Source organism: Pedobacter sp. MC2016-24 (assembly GCF_015223055.1).
GTDB lineage: Bacteria > Bacteroidota > Bacteroidia > Sphingobacteriales > Sphingobacteriaceae > Pedobacter.
In genome coordinates this window covers 1-19643 of record NZ_JADFBX010000027.1, presented here as the reverse complement: position 1 = coordinate 19643, position 19643 = coordinate 1, and the positions used below count along the sequence as shown (strand labels likewise).

Here is a 19643-nt window from a genome sequence, read left to right as displayed (position 1 = left end):
ATAAGGGTGGATTTGTTTTAAATGTATATTTTTGCGCCGTATGCTAAAATCGAAGCTACAAACCCTTGATGGAAGAAAACAAATTAAGAGAAACAACGCTAAAAGGATCAGCTGCTACTGATGATTTAAAAAGAGTTTTTCAGGATAGAAAGAGAACCAATATTTTAAATTCAGTTGAACAAAAGACCATTTCCTTTTTAGTATCAAGGGTGCCTAACTTTATCAGCTCAGATATGCTTACCTTTACCGGAACCATGGGCTCAGTGATTGTGCTTCTTGGCTTTATCCTTGCCACCTATGTAGACCGTAATTATTTGTTACTTGGTGTACTTGGTTTGGGGATCAACTGGTTTGGGGATTCACTGGATGGAAGGATTGCTTATTACCGCAACATACCACGTAAATGGTACGGCTTCTCTCTGGATATCATTATGGACTGGGTAAGTACAGTTTTGATCGGTTTAGGTTATTTGGTTTATGCCAAAGGCCCTTATGAGCTGATCGCTTTCGTTTTTGTCGTTTTATACGGTTGGGCAATGATCATTTCGCAATTGCGCTACAAAATCACCGACATTTATAGCATTGATTCGGGCATTGTCGGGCCTACAGAAATCAGGATCATACTGGCTATGATCTTTATCATTGAGGTAATCTTCGGACATCTGTTTGAATACTTTGCCGGAGCCATCTGTATCACTTTATTTATCATCAATATTCTGGATACCCGTAAGCTATTGAAACTAGGCGATATCCGAGACAATATGGAAAGAGAAGCGAAACAAAAAGCGGCTTAATGAATAAAAAACATCCGGTATTGGTTTTTTTGAAGGCGCAACTCTCAGCGTTTACAGGCGGGATCCTCGATTACCTGGTGATGATCTTTTGCACGGAAATACTCCACATTCACTTTACCATCTCGATCGCTATCGGTGGCATCATCGGTGCGGTACTTAATTTTTCGGTAAACCGTTACTGGACCTTTGACGATAACAATGCGAGCAAATCGCCTGTAGGCATGCAATTGGTGAAATTCATCTTCGTCGTGGCCGGCAGTATCGCCCTGAAATCGTCTGGCACGTACTTGTTGACCAACTGGCTTAAGCTTGATTACAAAATCACCAGGATTATTGTTGACATTATTGTTTCCCTTAGTTTCAACTATGTCCTGCAAAAGTATTGGGTATTCAGAAAACCTAAGCTCAGCTGAGCAGGCCAGAGAGTTAATTCCCAATTCTACTTTTTTCTTCCTCATTACTTTGTTCTATTTTCTTATTTTTAAATTTCTTACCACTGCTAAAATTATAGCTCAATGAGAGCCCGAACGTCCGTGTTGGCCGCTTTTGATAGAAATCGATCCTGGTATTTTTATAATCCGTTACATCCTGCTCTTTGGCCGTATTAAAGATATCTGTTATTGAAAAGCGGAGCCTAAGCTGATTGTCCAGTATCTTTTTACTTATACCCAGATCGGTGTAAAAAACATAACCCATTTTAGAATTGGCACTGACATAAGGAGAACTGTACATGCTCAATACATCAAAATCGAATAATTTTTTTAGGCTAATTGTTTGCATTGATTTTAAAAAGAAACTAAACTGATTGATCTTAAAATCGTCAATGTCTGTCTGCAGATTATAAAACACAAGGGAGTTACTACTGTTCCACCAGCTAAAAAAACGAATCGGTGCATCAATATTTACGCCGTAGTCTGTGCTGTTGTTGAAGTTTTTGGGTTGATATTCAATCACATTATTTGCGATCGGGTTCACGAGTTGCGCAATGACGTTTTCCACACGTCTGTAATACACATCAACTGACCAACCCTCCCAAAAGTTATAGCCTAACTCTACTTTATGCGCATATTCCGGCAATAAATCGGGGTTTCCAGTCTGGACCAGATAATCATCAAAATGCAGCCGGTAAGGGTTAAGATCACTGAATTGCGGACGTTTCAATCTTCGCGAGTAGCTAAAATAAAGCGCTGTACGTTTGGCTTTATCCAGGTTTTGCAAAATATATACAGATGGGAACAGCCCAAAATACTTCCTGGAGAAGCGCTGATCAGCGGTGATGGAATTTCCCTTCATGTAAGTCTCTTCTCCCCTTAAACCCAGCTTCACAGTTGTATTTTGTATGGTATGTTCCAAAGCTGCATACCCCATCACTAGCCTTTCATTATAAACGAAGCGGTTACTTGTTCCAGAATTTGTAATCCAGTTGCCATCGACCAGATCTTCGCTGAGAAAAGTATTGTCCCTTTTGGTCGAAGCATATTTTACACCAGTTTTAAATTCGGTTCTAGTTCCAATTTTTTTGGTATAATCTGCTTGTAAACTATAGATATCCGTTACATTGGGTGTATTGTTGCGGTACCGTGAGTCGCGGTCAGGCGCATTATATACAGAGGTAAAATCATTCAGCTCTGTTTTACTGCTGTGTACATAATCGCCGATAACCTTGATCACAGAACCCAGGCTATCCAGCCGGAGTAAATAATTTAATGTTGCTCCGTTCATTAAAGGTTTCCTGGTCCAGTCAGAGTTTGCATTTCCCATCACCAGATCCTGACCTGGTCTATACACAACGACCCTAGTTCTAAAATACTGAATTAAATCATTTCCTGTATGTATGCCCTGTAAACCAATTACCTGGTTTTCGGACAGGTCGTAAGCCATACCTATGCGGTAAGATAACCGGTCGTTGTCATTGTAACGATCGGTTTTCCCACTGTAAGTACTCTGATCAGGATAAGCATTGAACGTAGTGGCATAGTATTCACTTTTATCCTGCGAATATGCACCATTGCCGAATACGTACAGGTTTTTAACCTTGTAATCAACAGAAAGGCCACCGCCCATATAAGGTTTATGTTCCTGCTGTTTGTAAGTGGCAGAAGCTGTCCCTGTCAAACCATCCTGCCTGGATTTTTTCAAAACAATGTGGATAATCCCACCTGTTCCTGAAGCTTCAAATTCTGAGGGCGGACTGGATATGACTTCTATCTTTTTAATATCCTGTGATTTTAAAGAACGCAGGTAATCGGCCAGATCACTTTCAGACATGCGCTGCACCACATCATTGATCATGACCATAACCGATTGATTTCCCTTGATTTTAATCCCACCTTCACTGTCTACCCAAATTCCCGGCGCTTTTTGCAAGACCTCGAGTGCACTATTACCTTCGGCCAAAGGGCTGCCTTCTACGTTGACGATATAACGATCGGACCGCCGCTCGATGAATTGTTTTCGGGCACTGATGGTAACGGTATTCAAGGTACTCCGGTCTTCTTCCAGAACCAAATGTTTTAAGCCCATGGTATCCGGATAAAGAAAACCAATTGACGCTTGTTTATAACCCACAGAGGAAAGCTTCAATTGATAGGCTTGCTTATTCACAAATGGAAAATTAAGCTGGAACTTTCCCTGATCCGTGCTGGTTGTACCTGTAATGAAACGCCCGCCCTGCAGCAGGGCCACAGAAGCAAAGGGGATTGCATGTTCATGCTGATCAACAACACCACCAGATACAGACTTCGGATTAGCTATAGCCAACTGTTCGGGCGCGCTCAGCTGAACACTGCCAATTACAATCAAGTCATTGGTTTTAAATACATAATACAATCTTTTATCCTTTAAAATGGCTTTCAATATTTCCGATACAGGTTCCTGAACAGCCTGAATTGAAACCCTGATGCTATCAGTTACCACTTCATCACTATAAATGATGTTATAGGCACTTTTATTTTGAATCTCATCCAGAACATTTTTAAGCGGTTGATTATTTACAGATACCGAAATTTTTCTATTTTGTGCGTGAAGTGTAGCGGTAGCAAGAAAGATGGACAGAAAGAACAGATAGTTTTTTAATTTCATATCTTCTATTGTATAATGACCAATTGACCAGTAATCTTATACTTAAAGGGGAAAGAAATTTTCAAAGCTTCTAAAGCTTCATTTAAACCTTCAGCGGTAAACATTCCGCTAAACCTTTTCTCCTTCAATTCGTCATTCAGAATGGTAATTTTAACCTTGTACTTTTTTTCCAGCTGCAGCGCTAAGTCTTTAAGCTTTTCCTTTTTAAAAATGAGGGAATCTTGTGTCCACTTGGTGGTTTGACGCTGGAACTCAGCAGGGAGGCTAACAATATGAAAGGATTGGCCCTGGATGGTATTTCTCCTGTCAAAGCTGAGTTTTTGATTGGGCCGGAGTAAAACTTTTCGATCCTGATCTTTGGTGCTGCTCACTTCGATCAGCCCCCTGATCAATGACACTTCAATTTCAGCGGATTTTTGATAAGAATTCACGTTAAATGCCGTTCCCTTAACTTCAATATTGATTTCTCCGGTATGAATATAAAGGGGAACGGAGCTATTTTTAACCACGTCGAAGAATGCTTCACCTTCTAAAAAGACCAGCCGCTTTGTCTTACCGAAACCCGGATTGTATTTCAATACAGAGCCACGGTTTAACCACACATTCGTACCATCATCCAGTGTTTTAAATAATTTTCCCCCGCTGGTGCGGATTGTGATCAGGCCGGTATTCTGCTCTTCTTTAAAAACAGAATAGGTGGCGAAAGCTACGCCTGCAATAATCAGTAAAGCCGCTGCAGCCTTAAATATTACAGAAGAAAAGAACTTCTTTTTTTCTGGTGCCTGATCCTTATATTTAAAAACGAAGGTATCAGACCCTGAAGCCTGGTAAATTGCCTCCCAAACCTTGTTCAACTGGGCAAGAGGTGGCTCTTTTGTCGCATCTGCGCTTTCAAAATAAAGCGTCATTTGATCGGAAATGTTTTGGTATGCTTCGTGTTGCTGAATTGCCTGTTGCAATTGCGCAGCTTCATCAATCCCAATTTCTCCGGATAACTTTTTAGATAACAACAACAGGAAATTCTGCTTATCCATAATCTTTAATCTGTTATACACGAAGGACACGTTTAGCCAGTGAACTACTTACTTCACTAAAAAAAAATAAAAAGAGGCAATTTAGAAAACACCTGTTTTCTGGAAAATTGTTTCTGAGGATGGTAACCCAGATATGGGGCCAGCTGGTCAGCAAGAGTTTTGACCGCTTTATACATCTGACTTTCCACAGTGCGGGTGGAAAGGTCTAGGATCTGGGCAACTTCTCTACATCTGAGACCATCTTCTTTGATCAGTTTAAATATGATGCGGCGCTGTTCCGGCAGTGCTGCTACAGCCCGGTTGAGCATATCGTACAATTCCTTTCTTTCCATCACCAAATCACCTCCGTCAGGAATACTTTCCATGGCACAACGCTCTGCCTCGTCAGTCAATACCTGATGTTTTTTCAAGCTGCGCAGATGATTCAATGCTGCATTCTTGACAGCAACATAGAGGTAGACTTCAGGATTTGAGACTTGAAGCAGACGATCCCGTTTCAACCACAACTTCACAAACAGTTCCGAAGTAATTTCCTCAGCGAAAGCTTCCTGTTTAACATATTGTATCGCAAAAACTAACAAACGATCGTAATAAAGCAAAAACAATTCATTAAAGGCGATTTGGTCTCCCTGATGAATCTCCTGAAAAATCACAGTTAGTGGTCTCTGGGTTTTTGGCATATATACTTTGGCTGATGTTATTTACAAGGACACCAAAGTTTGAAGATATACTTATTCAGAGACAATCATATCAATGATTTATTTTTTTAGCTGTTCATTTAGCCTGACAAAAATTGCAGCGGCTGCTTCAAACCGACAGATGATTATTTTCTACTTATCTATAAGTATCGTAGCCAAGTAGGCTACAAATTTACAATTTCAGGGCCTGTTTCTTATAAGATTCGATTTTCTACCATAAATTCACGTTCAGCACTGGTTAAATGGTCGCTATCAATGGCTGGCGCAGCTGTTATTCTGGCGATACTCAGTTCATCCATTACATCAACAAGATTTTTATACTTCGCTCCTGCTGTTGGTTTCACAATGATAAACAGCGTTTTTTTCGCATCGCCATTGTTCTTTTTCGCCACCATATTTTTGTTGGTGATGATCGATTTCCGGATCTGACTTATACCTTCAATACTAGGTCTGCTTTTACCTGGTTCTCCCATATACCAAGCCAATTTATTGTGCTTACCTAATAAAATAGTCATGGTTCGTGAGGCAGGAACAGGCTCCTGCGTATCGTTAACATCTTTATCGGGCAAGGCAATGTCCATAGCAATGGGTTTAGATAAGGAAGTTGTTAACATAAAAAATGTAATGAGCAGGAAAGCCAGGTCAACCATTGCAGTCAAATCTACTTTTGGTGCAGCTTTTCGGGAAGTTGTCAATTCAGCCATGATCTTTGAGTTTTATTTTAAATGATGATGCAGTTTCTTTTACAATTCCATAGTGCAATCAAAAATTTAATCCCTTATTTTTACTTGATAAATCCCAGATCAATATGAGTTCTTACTCCATTCCAGCGCATGATTTGAATACATTCCGAGAGGAACTAAAAGCTTACTTTGTGTTCAACGAAACCGAATGGGAAGCTTTTAAGCCACATTTGGAAATGGTCAACCTAAAAAAGAAAGCACATTTTGCCATCAACGGCAAAATATGTGACGCCATTGGTTTTATTGTCCGCGGAGCTGTGCGTTACTATCATCTGAAAGATGGTATGGAAATTACCAGTTATTTTAGTTTTGAAAATGAATTTGTAAGTTCCTATAAGAGCTTTTTAAAACAAGAACCCAGCAATTCTTATATCCAGGCGCTGGAAGATACAGCACTCATTACCATCACTTATCAAAACATGCAATTGCTGCTCAAGCACGATTTACTGGGTCATAAAACAGAACGTTTCGGCAGGTTGGTTGCCGAACATTACATTTGCTGCTATGAAGACCGGGTTCAATCCTTCATTATCCAATCTCCGGAAGAGCGGTATATTCATATGATGAAAACCGAACGTGAAATTTTGCAACGTGTTCCGCAGCACTATATCGCTACCTTTCTTGGCATTACCCCTGTCTCCCTGTCAAGAATCAGGAAAAGAACGGTATTGAATGCTTAAAAACACCGAGGTCATCGACTCATTTTCTTTCTTATCTTTTGTTAACGTTTTACAGATCAACTGCTGAATACCTTTGACATACAATTTAAATCAATAAGATGTACAGCATATTAGGAGCCGGCGGGCCAACAGCAAACGCCTTGACCCAGGAGTTAATTAAACACAATCACGAGATCAGACTGCTGAGTCGCAGACCTTCGAAAATAAAAGATCCAAAGGTAAGCTGGAGACAAGCTGATCTGCTCAACTACCAACAGGTATTGGAAGGAGTCGCGGGATCTGAAGTAATTTATATGTGTGCAGGTTTAATTTATGATAAAAACGTATGGCAAAGTCAATGGCCGGTTATCATGCAAAACCTGATCAATGTGGCCAAAGAAACTCAGGCACGACTGATCTTTTTCGACAACGTATACATGTATGGATTGGTTAATGGACAGATGACCGAAAGCACTCCTTATCATCCAATTAGTGTTAAAGGTGAGGTACGGGCCAAAATAGCCACTCAACTTATGGATGAAGTTAAGGCAGGAAATATTCAGGCGACCATAGCCAGGGCAGCAGATTTTTATGGGACAGATTCCATGAACAGTTTCCTGGACATGATGGTATTGGACAAATTCGCTAAAAAACAAAGTGCACAGTGGATCGGAGATCCCAAAGTATTGCACAATTTCACCTATATACCTGATACGGGCAAAGCCATGTACCTGCTTGGGCAACATCCTGAAGCTGGAAACCAGATCTGGCACCTCCCTACTGCTGCGCCTTTAACTGGAAAAGAATTTATCACACTCGCCGCCGAAATTTACGGGGTAAAACCAAATTTCACCAGCATTAACAAATTCATGCTGCAACTGGTAGGCCTGTTTAAAAAAGTAGTAGCGGGTACTGTTGAAATGTATTACCAGTACGATCACGATTATCAATTCAACTCTTCCAAATTTGAACAGGCATTTGGGATCAAGCCAACTTCATACTTTGACGGGATTAAGGAAATGTCAGAAACATTGTACCGGATAAAGTAAATTGTTCTCTACAACCATTTACTGAGGTAGCCATTGAAAGCCTCCTTATATTGTTCGCCAATACTGATATTTAAATCACCAATAGCAACCGCGTTTTTTGTGACCGAGCTGATCCGATCCAAAGCCACGATATACGATCGGTGTATCCGCATAAAGGCTTTTGGTGAGAGCTTCTGTTCCAAGGCCTTCAGGCTGGTTAAGGTAAGAATTGGCCTTTCGGTATGCTCCAGGTAAACCTTAACGTAGTCTTTCAGCCCCTCAATGTATAAGATATCTTTAATGGCTACCCGAACCAGTTGATATTCGACTTTGAGGAAAAGGTATTCTTCTTGTTCTGCCGAGGGGCTGCGTTGTTCTGGTTGCAACAGCTCAGCATAAGACCTGGCTTTATGGGCTGCTTTTAAAAACTCCTCATAATCAAAAGGTTTAAGGAGGTAATCCAGGGCATCCACTTTAAAACCTTCCAATGCGTAATTGTTAAAGGCTGTAGTAAAAATTACCCGCGGACCTGCACTACCTGGCTGGCGATCCAGTAAACGGGCCATTTGAATGCCTGTTAAATCGGGCATTTGTATATCCAGAAAAACCAGGTCAATCTGCGCTTCATGAATCATTTCCAGTGCTTTTACTCCACTTGAAAATCTTCCTACCAGGTTTAAAAAAGGTGTTTGTTCGATGAAACTACAAACCAGTCCCAGCGCCAGTGGCTCATCATCTACCGCTATACAATTCAATATCATCAAGTGTCAGACTTAGGTTAACAATAAATTCATTGGTATCTTCTTTTTTATACGCCTCCAGCTTGTATTTACCAGGGTATAACAAATCTAAACGACGTTTGGTGTTACTCAGCCCAATTCCCCCGTAAGTATCTGCCACTACGGAATTTTCGTTAAAGATCGAATTTTTTACAGCTAGCTTTAGCCGGTTGTCATCAAAACTAAGTTCGATGCCAATCGTAGCAGGCGATGTGGTACTTACACCGTGTTTAAATGCATTTTCTATATAGGGCAAAAACAACATGGGCGCAATTTGAATTTCCTGGTTGATCAGTGGGCCTTCAAAAATAACTTTAGTGGTATCGTTTAAACGCAGTTTCATGAGCTCAATGTAATCTGCAATAAACGAAACCTCTTTACTTAAAGGCGTAATCCCGGTTTGCGTATCATATAGCAAATAGCGCATCATTCTTGACAATTTATGCAGCGCTTTGCGCGAAGTCTCAATATCGACATGCGTCAGGGCATAGATGTTATTGAGGGTATTGAAGAAAAAATGCGGGTTGATCTGTGCTTTTAAAAAAGACAGTTCAGATCCGATCTTTTCCTTTTCCAGAGATTCCCGCAGTTGTTTATCTGCTTGCCATTTTTGGATCAGGGTTAAACTGGTACTGATTCCAGCGATCAGCAAAATCATCATCAACAGAAACATGTCGAGCTTATTTCCACGTTTTGGCGGACGCGCAACCCCCAGTTCATTGAATGCTTTCTCCATCAATTCGGGCAAATTCAGCAGATTATCTGCTATTTTGATCAAAGGCCCGGCCAATACTGCCATGCCTATGATAATTGCCAAAAACCAAAGTGTATTGTTTTTAAGCAATAGCCCTGGAACCAGCACATAACTGTTGAAATAAAACACTGCGATGAGCAGCAGCAATACAAGTCCCTGCTTAATCCAGAATTGAAAAGGCAATGTTATGCTCCAGGATAAAGGCTGATAAAACAACAACACAAATGCAAAAAGCATCCAGAGCAGAAAGTGCAGTGATACAGTAATATAGGCACGATTTTTAGGTATATTCATTAAGTGAATTTTAGGCATGAATAGATAGGTACAAGGTAGTCAACCCAGGGAGATATGTCCAAATCTTTCCATCGATTGAAACATGCGCTTCGTCGGTGTATTCTCATAACCGGTCTATTGTGTTTTTATTAACGCATGAATAAACGTTGTTTTGATCAGTTAACGAAGAAATAAATGAAGGATATGCCACAATTCAAGATCAAAAGCTTGCTTTTTCTACTGCTGCTGTTTCCTTATCTGCAAAGCTATAGTCAGGATCCGGCATTGAAGCCAATTCCTGAAGTTTGGGATTTGGCCAGTTGCCTGGAGTATGCAAAAAGCAACAACCTGCAGTTAAGGGGACTACGCCTAAGCAAGAAAAGCGCGGAACAGGATGCCTTGCTGGCAAAATCGGCTGTCTTGCCCAATTTATATGCCTCCGCGTCCCAATCGTTCAACCATTATAACCTGAACCCCAATTCGTCCAGCCCGGCTGTAGGTGTTACGGGTTCTTATGGTATAACCTCATCCTGGACCTTATATAAAGGTGGTTACTTAAAACAAGACATCAAGCAAAAAGACCTGTCTGTTCAATCGGCAAACTTTTCTATTCTGGAAAGTGAGAACGACATTACCCTACAGATTACACAGGCTTATCTGAGTATTTTACTGGATAAAGAAAGTATTGTATACAATCAGGATTTGGTTAAGACTTCAGAAGCACAGCTGAAACAAACTCAGGACCAGTTCCGTGTCGGATCTGTAGCCAAAAAGGATGTGGCCCAGTTTCAAGCACAGCTGGCCACTGACCAATACAACCTGATTGCTTCTCAAAATGCAGAACGACAGGACAAAGTTACCCTGAAACAATTGCTTCAGCTTCCCGACAGCAAAAGTTTTGATGTCGTTAAACCAGATACTGTGATTGGCGACAAAAAACTGGAACCACTGGACAGTGTTCAAAAATATGCTTTGCTGAACAGACCGGAAGTAAAAAATGCGGTGCTTGGGCTTCAGATTGCAGATTTAAACCTGGATAAAGCCAAATCCGGATACCTGCCCACCCTAAGTATGAATGCAAACGTTGGAACCAGTTATGCCAACGGAACAGTTTACAATGCCTTCAGGCAGTTTGACAATAACTTTTCCCAGCAGGCGGGCATCACCCTATCTATTCCGATTTTTACACAGCGACAAAATAAAACCAATGTTGCCAAGGCTAAAATAGACCGGATGCAGGCCGATCTGACTCTGGAAAACACCAAAACAACGCTGGCATTAACCACAGAAAAGGCCATGATCACCGCGCAAAATGCAATAGATCAATTGCAATCGGCCGTTGAACAACTGAAATACAATCAGGAGGTTTATCGGATTGCGAACCAGGAATTGAAAATTGGTGCGGCCAACCTGGTTGCATTTTATCAGCAGCGAAACTTATATGTGCAGGCACTGCAAGCTTACATACAAGCGAAATATAATGCAGCATTGGCCAGCAGAATCTATGAATTTTATATTGGAGTACCCATTAAACTATAAATTATGAAACCGAAAAAAATCATCATCATTATCTCTATTGCCATCGTACTCGGTTTGGTGTGGTACTTCTTCATCAGGAGCAAAGAACAACCAGCTGTGCTTACGACTGAAAAGCCCAGCATTGGTTCAATTTCAACCAGTGTGACAGCCACAGGCACAGTACAACCAGTAGATACGGTAAGTGTGGGTACACAGGTATCAGGAACCATATCTGCCTTATATGCCGATTTCAATTCGGTAGTTAAAAAAGGGGAACTTTTGGCAGAACTGGATAAGACTTTGATCCAATCCACTGTTGATCAATCCAAAGCAAGTCTGGTTCAGGCACAAAGCAATGCCGCCTATCAGCAAACCAATTTCAACAGACAAAAACAATTGTTCGAAACCGGGTCAATCAGCAGGGCAGATTATGATCAGGCCCTGAATACCTACCAAACGGCCCAGGCGACAGTGAACAATGTGAAAGCACAGTTACGGGCGGCGGAGAAGAACTTGTCATTTACACAGATCTATTCTCCTATTGATGGTGTCGTATTGGGTAGAAGTGTCAACATCGGGCAAACCGTGGCTGCGAGTTTCAATACACCAACCATTTTTACCATCGCCAAAGACATTACCAAAATGCAGGTGCAGGCTAAAGTAGATGAGGCTGATATCGGTAATGTAAAAAAAGGACAACGTGCCACTTTCACAGTGGATGCATTTATTGACGATACTTTCAACGGAACAGTTAAAGACATCCGTCTTCAGCCATCCATATCGTCCAATGTGGTTACCTATATTACTTTAATTGATGCACCAAATGACGATAAAAAATTAATGCCGGGCATGACTGCGAATATTGTGGTTTACACCAAAGAGATTCATGATGCATTATTGATTCCGGCCCAGGCTTTAAAGTTCAGGCCCGATTCCAGTCTGAGTAAGCAATATGAAATTGCCCGAAATCCGGCCATAAAAAAAGAAGGTCGTGGTGATGCTGGCAAAAAAAGCAATACGACCAAACCTAAACATGGTGAGGTGACTGAAGTGCCGTCAAGTTATGTTTGGGTTTTGCAAGGTTCTAAATTGATTCAAAAACAGATTAAAGTCGGGCTGGACGACAATACACATGTGCAGGTATTATCCGGACTAAGTGATCAGGACGTTGTTGTTACCGGATCAGAAACTAAAAAGGCGGCTGCACAAGCGGCAGCGTCCAGTCCATTTATGCCAAAAAGACCAGGGGGAGGCAGACGATGACCGCAAATAAAATTTTGGAGATCCACGATGTAAAAAGGGAGTTTGTGATGGGCGATCAGATTGTCCGCGCATTGAAAGGAATCTCTTTTGATGTCAATGCCGGTGAGTTTTTAACGATCATGGGTAGTAGCGGTTCTGGAAAAACGACCCTGTTAAATATGCTTGGTTGCCTGGACAAGCCAACAGACGGGATCTATATGTTGGATAATGTCAATGTGAAAGAATTATCCCGGGATGAGCTGGCCCGGCTTAGGAATACCAAAATTGGCTTTGTTTTCCAGGCCTACAATCTGCTACCCAGAACCACGGCACTGGAAAACGTAGAACTTCCTTTGATGTATAATCCGACAATTGGCACACAAGAACGTAAAGACAGGGCTATTGCAGCATTAGAAGCTGTTAAACTGGGTGACCGATTTGACCACACTCCAAATCAGTTATCCGGGGGGCAGCAACAGCGTGTTGCTATTGCCAGGGCTTTGGTTAATGAACCTGTTATGATTCTGGCCGACGAAGCTACAGGAAACCTGGACACCAGAACCTCTTATGAAATCATGTCGCTCATGCAAGATCTGAATGCGAATGGCAAAACCATTGTATTTGTAACCCATGAACCTGATATAGCCGCTTTTAGCAGCAGGACAGTGATGTTAAAAGATGGCAGAATTGTAAAGGATACGCAAAATACCAATCGCAGATCTGCAAGCGAGGCCCTGGCCGGACTTCCGGTGTCTGATGATTATTAACAGGATTGAAAAACGAAATTAGTTATGAAGATTATAAATCTGATCAGACTGGCCATAAAAGCTTTGCAACGCAATAAACTTCGGGCCCTGCTTACGATGCTTGGCATTATCATCGGCGTAGCTTCTGTAATTACCATGATGTCTATTGGTGAAGGTTCTAAGCAAAGCATCAATGCTTCACTGGCCAGTATGGGTTCAAACATGATTACCATTATGCCTTCTAGTAATGAGCCAGGAGGCGCCAGAATGATGGGCAGCAGTTTAAAAACCCTCACCAGCAAAGATATTGATGCTTTAAAAGAAGGCGCTAAAAATATTGCCGAAATCTCGCCCCTGGTCAACTCAAGCGGCCAATCTATCAGTGGGGCAAACAACTGGCCAACTTCGATCCAGGGGGTAGCTCCAGGATATCTCGACATCCGTAAAGTGGTGGTTCAGGATGGGATTATATTTTCGGAACAAGATGTCAGGTCTTCTGCGAAGGTTTGTTTATTGGGCAAAACCGTGGTAGACAATTTGTTTCCCAATGGGGATAGTCCGATAGGTAAAATCATCCGCTTTGGAAAAATTCCTTTCCAGGTTATTGGAACATTGGTTCCTAAAGGTACCAGTAATTTTGGACAGGATCAGGATGATATAATTATTGCACCTTATACCACCGTACAAAAAAGGATTACTTCTTCCATTTATTTCAATCAGATTTATGCTTCTGCCATAAGTGAAGATGCCTCAGATGCTGCGGTTACAGAAATCAATTCGATTTTAAGGGCTTCACACCGATTGAGAGATGGACAGGATAATGACTTCCAAGTCAGGACACAAGCAGAGTTGATGACCATGATGAACTCAACAAGTAGTATGATGACGGCATTACTAACTGCAGTAGCCAGTATTTCATTAGTTATTGGTGGAATTGGAATCATGAACATTATGTATGTGTCCGTGACGGAACGTACCCGTGAAATCGGCTTAAGGATGTCTATCGGCGCGCGGGGAATTGACATCCTGCTGCAGTTTCTGATCGAGGCGATTATGATCAGCATCACTGGCGGAATTATTGGGGTATTGCTGGGGATTTCTGCAGCCATCATCGTTCCATCTATGTTGAACTGGCCAACCGTAATCTCAGAATCTTCAATTGTAATTTCATTTTTTGTCTGCGCAGTTACCGGAATATTCTTTGGCTATTACCCTGCTTTGAAAGCTTCCAAATTGGATCCGATAGAAGCTTTAAGATACGAGTAAACCGCTTAAAAAAACAAAGGACCGCTTTTGGGCGGTCCTTTTGTTCTCATTTCTTATAATTCCTGACTTCATTCGCAATAGCCCGGATTGCCAAGATTAACGAGATTCCTACAATGAGTATGGTTAGCTTTGTTTCTGTATCGAACATCATTTCCAAAGCCTTAATGTTTAATATTTTAAAATCTTAAATTCGGTACGTCTGTTCGCCTGGTGTTCTGCTGCCGAGCATTTCACGCCATTTGCGCAACGATTTAGCAATTGCGTTTCACCGTATCCTTTTGCCGTTAAGCGACTTCTGGAAATACCACGGCTAACCAGGTAATTTACCACAGAACGCGCACGGCGCTGAGACAGATCCAGGTTATAAATATCTATTCCGCGACTATCGGTATGCGAGCCCAGTTCAATTTCAAGTGTCGGGTTATCGCGCATCGTACGTACCAGTTCATCCAGAATTTTGGCGGCATCTTTACGAATGTTATCCTTATCAAAATCATAATGAATATTTTGAATGACAATGGTTTTACCAATTTCAAATAAAGGCTCAAGTCGTAGCGTTACACTTAAGGTATCTGATTTGGTCAAACCCTTAGTGCTTACCATGGCCGAGTCGCTGTAAAACTTTTCTTTCTGACCAAGCACGGTATAATCGGTTTCTTTGGTCAGCTCAAAAAAGAAAGTCCCGTCTGCACTGCTACTTTGCCTGGCTATAATCTGACGGCCGTTGGCATATAAGGTCACCGTAGCAGCAGCTATCGTTTCGCCTGTTTTTTTATTCAGGGTGAGGCCTTTTAAAGCCAGGATCATCTTAGGCTTAATATTGCTGAAACTATAGATATCGTCATTTCCTATACCACCGCGACGATTAGAAGAAAGATACCCCATTACGGCATCTTCATTAGCCACATTGCTAATGAAAGCAAAGTCATCACCGGCAGAGTTAACCGGGTATCTCAGGTTAAGGGCTTTAGACCAGTTATTCTTTGCACCTTTTGCGGCAAAGATATCTAGTCCACCCATTCCAGGCAGTCCGTTACTGGAATAATATAACGTACCATCTGTTCCAATATTCGGGAACATTTCATCCTGATCAGTGTTGATTACAGCACCTGCATTTTGAGGTTTCCCCCAGCTGCCATCGCTTTGCAATTCGCAATACCAGATGTCTGTATTTCCTAAACCACCAGGCATATCAGAAATAAAATAAAGTGTTTTTTCATCCTGGCTCAACGCAGCGTGACCAACAGAATATTTTTTTACGTCATTGTAAGGAAAAGGTGACACCTGGTATTTACCATTGTTGGCGGTATAGATATACAATTCCAGGTTATTGGTCCTGAATTTTGTGTTGCGTTCTTTGCTCAGTTCGCCAGACTTGCCTGTATACGTTCGGGTAACATACAATACGTTTCCTTTTTGATTGCTGATGATTGGACCTACGTGATAATTTTCTTCGTTATACATCGACTTATCCATCAATTTTGCACTCAAACTATTATCAGCAGCGCGATCGGCAGTATAAATTCTTAAAAAAGGATTACCTGTACGACCATCTTTCTGTTTCAGAAAGCCCTGGTCTGGCTCAGCAGTATAGTATATTTTCTGACCAATGGGAAACACACCAAATTCTGCAAAGGCAGTATTGATCTGCGCCTCATTTTTAATTTTATGGGCAGTAGGTTTAGCCATCCAGACCAATGCAGAATCACATCCGGCAATTTCATTACTAACCCTTTTTGCATCACCATTTTTGACAGCATAGGTTTGCAATACTTTTTTTGCTTCCGCATAACGGGAATTGGATTTGAGCACCGCACCATAGCTGAGCAAATTTTCAGCTTTACTTTCAGGATCCTGAATTACCCTCGCATACCAGTTCTCGGCAGCTTCATAGTCGTTCATTTTCTGGTAGCAATCGGCCAGGCGTTCCAGGTCAGTTAGTTTTGGTTTTTTGGTATCAGCCAGTTTCAGGTATATAGCCGCTGCATTGGCATATTTATATTGTACATAGAGCTGATCTGCCCTCTGGCGTAATGAAGGCTGCTCTTGTGCAGAGGCTATATGAAAAGCACATCCCAAGCTTAAAAGGAATAGGTATCTGGTATATTTCTTATTCATCATGTTTATCAGTTTAAACGACATATCGGTTATTGATCTTAAAAGAACCTCGGACTAAGTAAACGCCTGTCCCTTTTAGGGAACGTTACCCCAATGGTAATTTCATGGGTTCCATTTTGTATACTACTCAGTTTACTTAAGATGTGATCATAAGAGTACCCGATTCTGAATGTATCGGTCACATAAAACTGGGTAATGGCAGAGATGGAATTGAGGCTACTTAACTGCTGACCTTTCGCATAATCCTTTTTCCAAAGATTTGCTCCTGTGCGATACGATCCGCCGATCCAGAATTTCTCGGCAAAGATCAACATGCCACTGATGTCTAAACTTGAAGGGCCCTTAAGGTCTTCCTTGTATAGTAAGCTTGGGCGGAGTTTGGTATCTTCGGACAAATTGATGATCGTACCTGCGATCAGGTAATAATGGCGTTTACGTTTCAGGTTTTCGACATTATTTTTATCCCAGTTGAAGATACTGTTTGATTTATCTCCAGAGAGCAGATCCATTGCCGAAGCACCTATGTAAAAGCTTGGATTGTAATAATAAACTCCAAAACGTAGATCAGGTATGGTGCTACTGATTTTACCAACAGGCAAATCGGGATCGTCAAAATCGACAGGTCTTAATTTGCTGCCATCCAATCCATATTGCGTAACACCAGCCCCTACTCCAAAACTTAACCTTTGTGTATCATCGTCATTCAGTCTTAAACGATAAGCATAATTTGCATAAATTGAAGTGGCCGATTGCGGCCCTAACCTGTCATCTGTGATTTGCAAACCCAGACCTACATTCTTATTGGCATCAGCTACACCGTCTATAGACAATTGCCCAGTTCTCGGTGCGCCACTAAGGCCGGTCCACTGGCTTCGTAAGGCCAATTGTGCAAACCATTCTTCCTTGTATCCGGCATAAGCAGGATTTACACTAAGGGAATTGAATATGTATTGAGAAAACTGAATATTTTGCTGCGCCTTTGCCGGTATCAGGCCTGCAATAGTTAATCCCAATCCCAGTATGGCTTTTTTTATGATGTGTTTGTTCATAATCTGTTTGTATATGGCCGGCTTTCGCCGGCCTTATCAATTATCTTTTTATTAATACCCAACCTTTATAAACTTCCTGTTTACCGCTATTATTCAACCTGATCAGGTAATAATAGGTTCCTTCGTTAAGTCCCTCACCTGTCCAGGTATTTTTGTAACTGTTATTGCGGTACACTTCATTACCCCAGCGGTTGAAGATGGTTACATCAGCATTGCCATAGTTTTCTAATCCTACAATGACGAAGCTGTCATTTTTACCATCTCCATTTGGCGTAATCACGTTTGGAATAAAGAAACCCTTCACATTGACAGTTACTGTAGCGATGTCGGTCCAGTTTCCGTATTCATCCTTAACACGATATTTGAAGGTATCTGTTCCGGTATATCCACTGTTTGGCAGGTAAACAACTGTACCGTCTGGATTAATTTTTACTGTACCGTGTTTAGGTTGTTCTGTAATTTCAACCGTGCCTTTATCAAATGGCGCCCCATCAGTTTTATCGTTACCCAATACCGGGATTTTAACTTCAGTATTCCATTGGGTTTCTGCGGTATCGTCAATGGCAACAGGTTTGGTTGGAACAACTGTCACTATAACTTTAGCTGGATTGGAAATCTGACCATTTTTATCCGTTACTGTATACGTAAACTCGTCAGTTCCCGTATATCCCTGATTTGGAGTATAGGTTACCGTACCATCTGTATTTACCTTAATTGTTCCGTTTTTCGGTTGGGTAATGATGGTCGTACTTCCCGGCACAATGACACTGCTACCAGCCTCATCGTTTTTCTGCACATCAATCACAACTGGTTTATTCTGCTGGGTCTCCTTGACATCATCTTTTGCAACTGGTGGTTTTGCAACGCTGATGACCGTAGGATTATCGTTATTCGTATCGGTACCCGACTTATCTGTTACATCTCCACCTTTAGGATCTGTCGCTTTAATTACTGCCTGGTTAGTCACCTGACCCGCTGCTATATCTGCAGCTGTAATGGTATATTTTTCCACGTGACTTACCGATTTACCTGGAAGAAGTACTCCAGGAATTGTGATGTTCGGCTTGTTTAACAACGGATCATTTAATACCAGATCTTTTAAGCTTACATTTCCGGTATTGGTAACTGTAAAGGTATACTCAATCTGATTACCCAATACAAAGACTCCATTTTCACCTGTTCCGGTATTGGTCACTTTTTTCACTAAAGCTACCGCAGCTTTTTGCTCAACCGGAGTAATGGTACAGTTGGTACAACCGGGAACTACCGGTGCACCAGGTGTTGGTGTTGGATCGGTTGACTCGGCATGTACGTTGCCTCCTTTTGGATCTTTACCATCGGCTTTTGCAATATTAGTCACATAACCCCTATCTAAATCGGCTTGCGTTACGGTATGTTTAGCGGTAATGTTTGCTGTTGCATTTGGTGCAAGGCTGGCGATTAGTGCCGGACTTATGCTACCTGCATCGGCGTTTGCATCGGTAATCGCAATGGCAGTGACCGTTACGTTTCCGGTGTTTTTAACGACCAGGTTGTAATTGATGATGTCTCCTATTTTATTGTGCGTACCTGCAACTGCAGTTTTGGTTAAGCTCAATGAAGGATTTTGCGTTATTGGAGTAATGGTACAAGTAGTGCACGTTGGATCTACTGGCGCACCTGGCGTTGGTGTGGGATCAGTTGATTCGGCATGTACGTTGCCTCCTTTTGGATCTTTGCCATCAGCTTTTGCAATATTGGTGACATAGCCCCTGTCTAAATCAGCCTGGGTTACGGTATGTCTTGCTGTAATGTTTGCTGTTGCATTTGGCGCAAGGCTGGCGATTAGTGCCGGACTTATGCTACCTGCATCGGCGTTTGC

Annotated in this window: 17 protein-coding genes; 8 read left to right on the top strand and 9 right to left on the bottom strand. The window is 41.6% G+C overall.

Annotation, left to right across the window (positions count from 1 at the left end; translation table 11 throughout):
- The first annotated feature begins 68 nt into the window (after positions 1 to 68).
- Both IM797_RS27950 and IM797_RS27945 read left to right on the top strand, forming a co-directional pair.
- Positions 69 to 794: a CDP-alcohol phosphatidyltransferase gene (locus IM797_RS27950; RefSeq protein WP_194130526.1), complete on the top strand. Its 726-nt coding sequence runs from the start codon at positions 69 to 71 to the stop codon at positions 792 to 794.
- Positions 794 to 1207 (top strand): GtrA family protein, encoded by a 414-nt coding sequence (locus IM797_RS27945; protein WP_194130525.1) that lies wholly within the window; start codon positions 794 to 796, stop codon positions 1205 to 1207. Before IM797_RS27950 ends, IM797_RS27945 begins: the two co-directional genes overlap by 1 nt.
- A gap of 13 nt (positions 1208 to 1220) precedes the next feature.
- Here IM797_RS27945 and IM797_RS27940 read toward each other — a convergent pair whose 3' ends face one another.
- The 4 genes from IM797_RS27940 to IM797_RS27925 form a co-directional block, all read right to left on the bottom strand.
- A complete protein-coding gene (locus IM797_RS27940; RefSeq protein ID WP_194130524.1) occupies positions 1221 to 3875 on the bottom strand; it encodes a TonB-dependent receptor domain-containing protein in 2655 nt (884 codons plus the stop codon).
- A 5-nt stretch (positions 3876 to 3880) separates the two neighbouring features.
- Positions 3881 to 4930 carry a FecR domain-containing protein gene (locus IM797_RS27935; RefSeq protein ID WP_194130523.1) on the bottom strand — a complete coding sequence of 350 codons (1050 nt, stop codon included), beginning with the start codon at positions 4928 to 4930 and terminating at the stop codon, positions 3881 to 3883.
- 35 nt (positions 4931 to 4965) lie between these two features.
- Entirely contained in the window at positions 4966 to 5589 is a 624-nt protein-coding gene (locus tag IM797_RS27930; protein WP_228099177.1) for an RNA polymerase sigma-70 factor, read from the bottom strand.
- A 212-nt stretch (positions 5590 to 5801) separates the two neighbouring features.
- Entirely contained in the window at positions 5802 to 6311 is a 510-nt protein-coding gene (locus IM797_RS27925) for a biopolymer transporter ExbD (RefSeq protein ID WP_194130522.1), read from the bottom strand.
- Positions 6312 to 6415: 104 nt separating this feature from the next.
- On the opposite strand from IM797_RS27925, the gene IM797_RS27920 reads away from it, so the two are divergent.
- Entirely contained in the window at positions 6416 to 7030 is a 615-nt protein-coding gene (locus IM797_RS27920) for a Crp/Fnr family transcriptional regulator (RefSeq protein WP_194130521.1), read from the top strand.
- 98 nt (positions 7031 to 7128) lie between these two features.
- Entirely contained in the window at positions 7129 to 8058 is a 930-nt protein-coding gene (locus IM797_RS27915) for an NAD-dependent epimerase/dehydratase family protein (RefSeq protein WP_194130520.1), read from the top strand.
- Between the two features lie 8 nt (positions 8059 to 8066).
- Here IM797_RS27915 and IM797_RS27910 read toward each other — a convergent pair whose 3' ends face one another.
- Both IM797_RS27910 and IM797_RS27905 read right to left on the bottom strand, forming a co-directional pair.
- Complete coding sequence (locus IM797_RS27910) at positions 8067 to 8798, bottom strand: LytTR family DNA-binding domain-containing protein (RefSeq protein WP_194130519.1); 732 nt, start codon at positions 8796 to 8798, stop codon at positions 8067 to 8069.
- Positions 8770 to 9864: a sensor histidine kinase gene (locus tag IM797_RS27905; protein ID WP_194130518.1), complete on the bottom strand. Its 1095-nt coding sequence runs from the start codon at positions 9862 to 9864 to the stop codon at positions 8770 to 8772. Before IM797_RS27905 ends, IM797_RS27910 begins: the two co-directional genes overlap by 29 nt.
- A gap of 183 nt (positions 9865 to 10047) precedes the next feature.
- On the opposite strand from IM797_RS27905, the gene IM797_RS27900 reads away from it, so the two are divergent.
- The 4 genes from IM797_RS27900 to IM797_RS27885 are packed head-to-tail and all read left to right on the top strand — an operon-like array spanning position 10048 to position 14615.
- Entirely contained in the window at positions 10048 to 11382 is a 1335-nt protein-coding gene (locus tag IM797_RS27900) for a TolC family protein (RefSeq protein ID WP_194130517.1), read from the top strand.
- A gap of 3 nt (positions 11383 to 11385) precedes the next feature.
- Positions 11386 to 12624 (top strand): efflux RND transporter periplasmic adaptor subunit, encoded by a 1239-nt coding sequence (locus IM797_RS27895; protein ID WP_194130516.1) that lies wholly within the window; start codon positions 11386 to 11388, stop codon positions 12622 to 12624.
- Positions 12621 to 13370: an ABC transporter ATP-binding protein gene (locus tag IM797_RS27890; protein ID WP_228099176.1), complete on the top strand. Its 750-nt coding sequence runs from the start codon at positions 12621 to 12623 to the stop codon at positions 13368 to 13370. The genes IM797_RS27895 and IM797_RS27890 overlap by 4 nt, the downstream gene beginning before the upstream one ends.
- A 24-nt stretch (positions 13371 to 13394) precedes the next feature.
- Positions 13395 to 14615, top strand: coding sequence for an ABC transporter permease (locus tag IM797_RS27885; protein ID WP_194130515.1), 1221 nt, complete (start codon positions 13395 to 13397; stop codon positions 14613 to 14615).
- 168 nt (positions 14616 to 14783) lie between these two features.
- On the opposite strand, the gene IM797_RS27880 is transcribed toward IM797_RS27885, so the two are convergent.
- The 3 genes from IM797_RS27880 to IM797_RS27870 all read right to left on the bottom strand — a co-directional run.
- Complete coding sequence (locus IM797_RS27880; RefSeq protein WP_228099175.1) at positions 14784 to 16736, bottom strand: OmpA family protein; 1953 nt, start codon at positions 16734 to 16736, stop codon at positions 14784 to 14786.
- Positions 16737 to 16771: 35 nt separating this feature from the next.
- A complete protein-coding gene (locus IM797_RS27875; protein WP_194130514.1) occupies positions 16772 to 17782 on the bottom strand; it encodes a type IX secretion system membrane protein PorP/SprF in 1011 nt (336 codons plus the stop codon).
- Between the two features lie 40 nt (positions 17783 to 17822).
- Positions 17823 to 19643, bottom strand: a 1821-nt coding sequence (locus IM797_RS27870) for an Ig-like domain-containing protein (RefSeq protein WP_194130513.1), incomplete at its 5' end; no start/stop codon positions are given.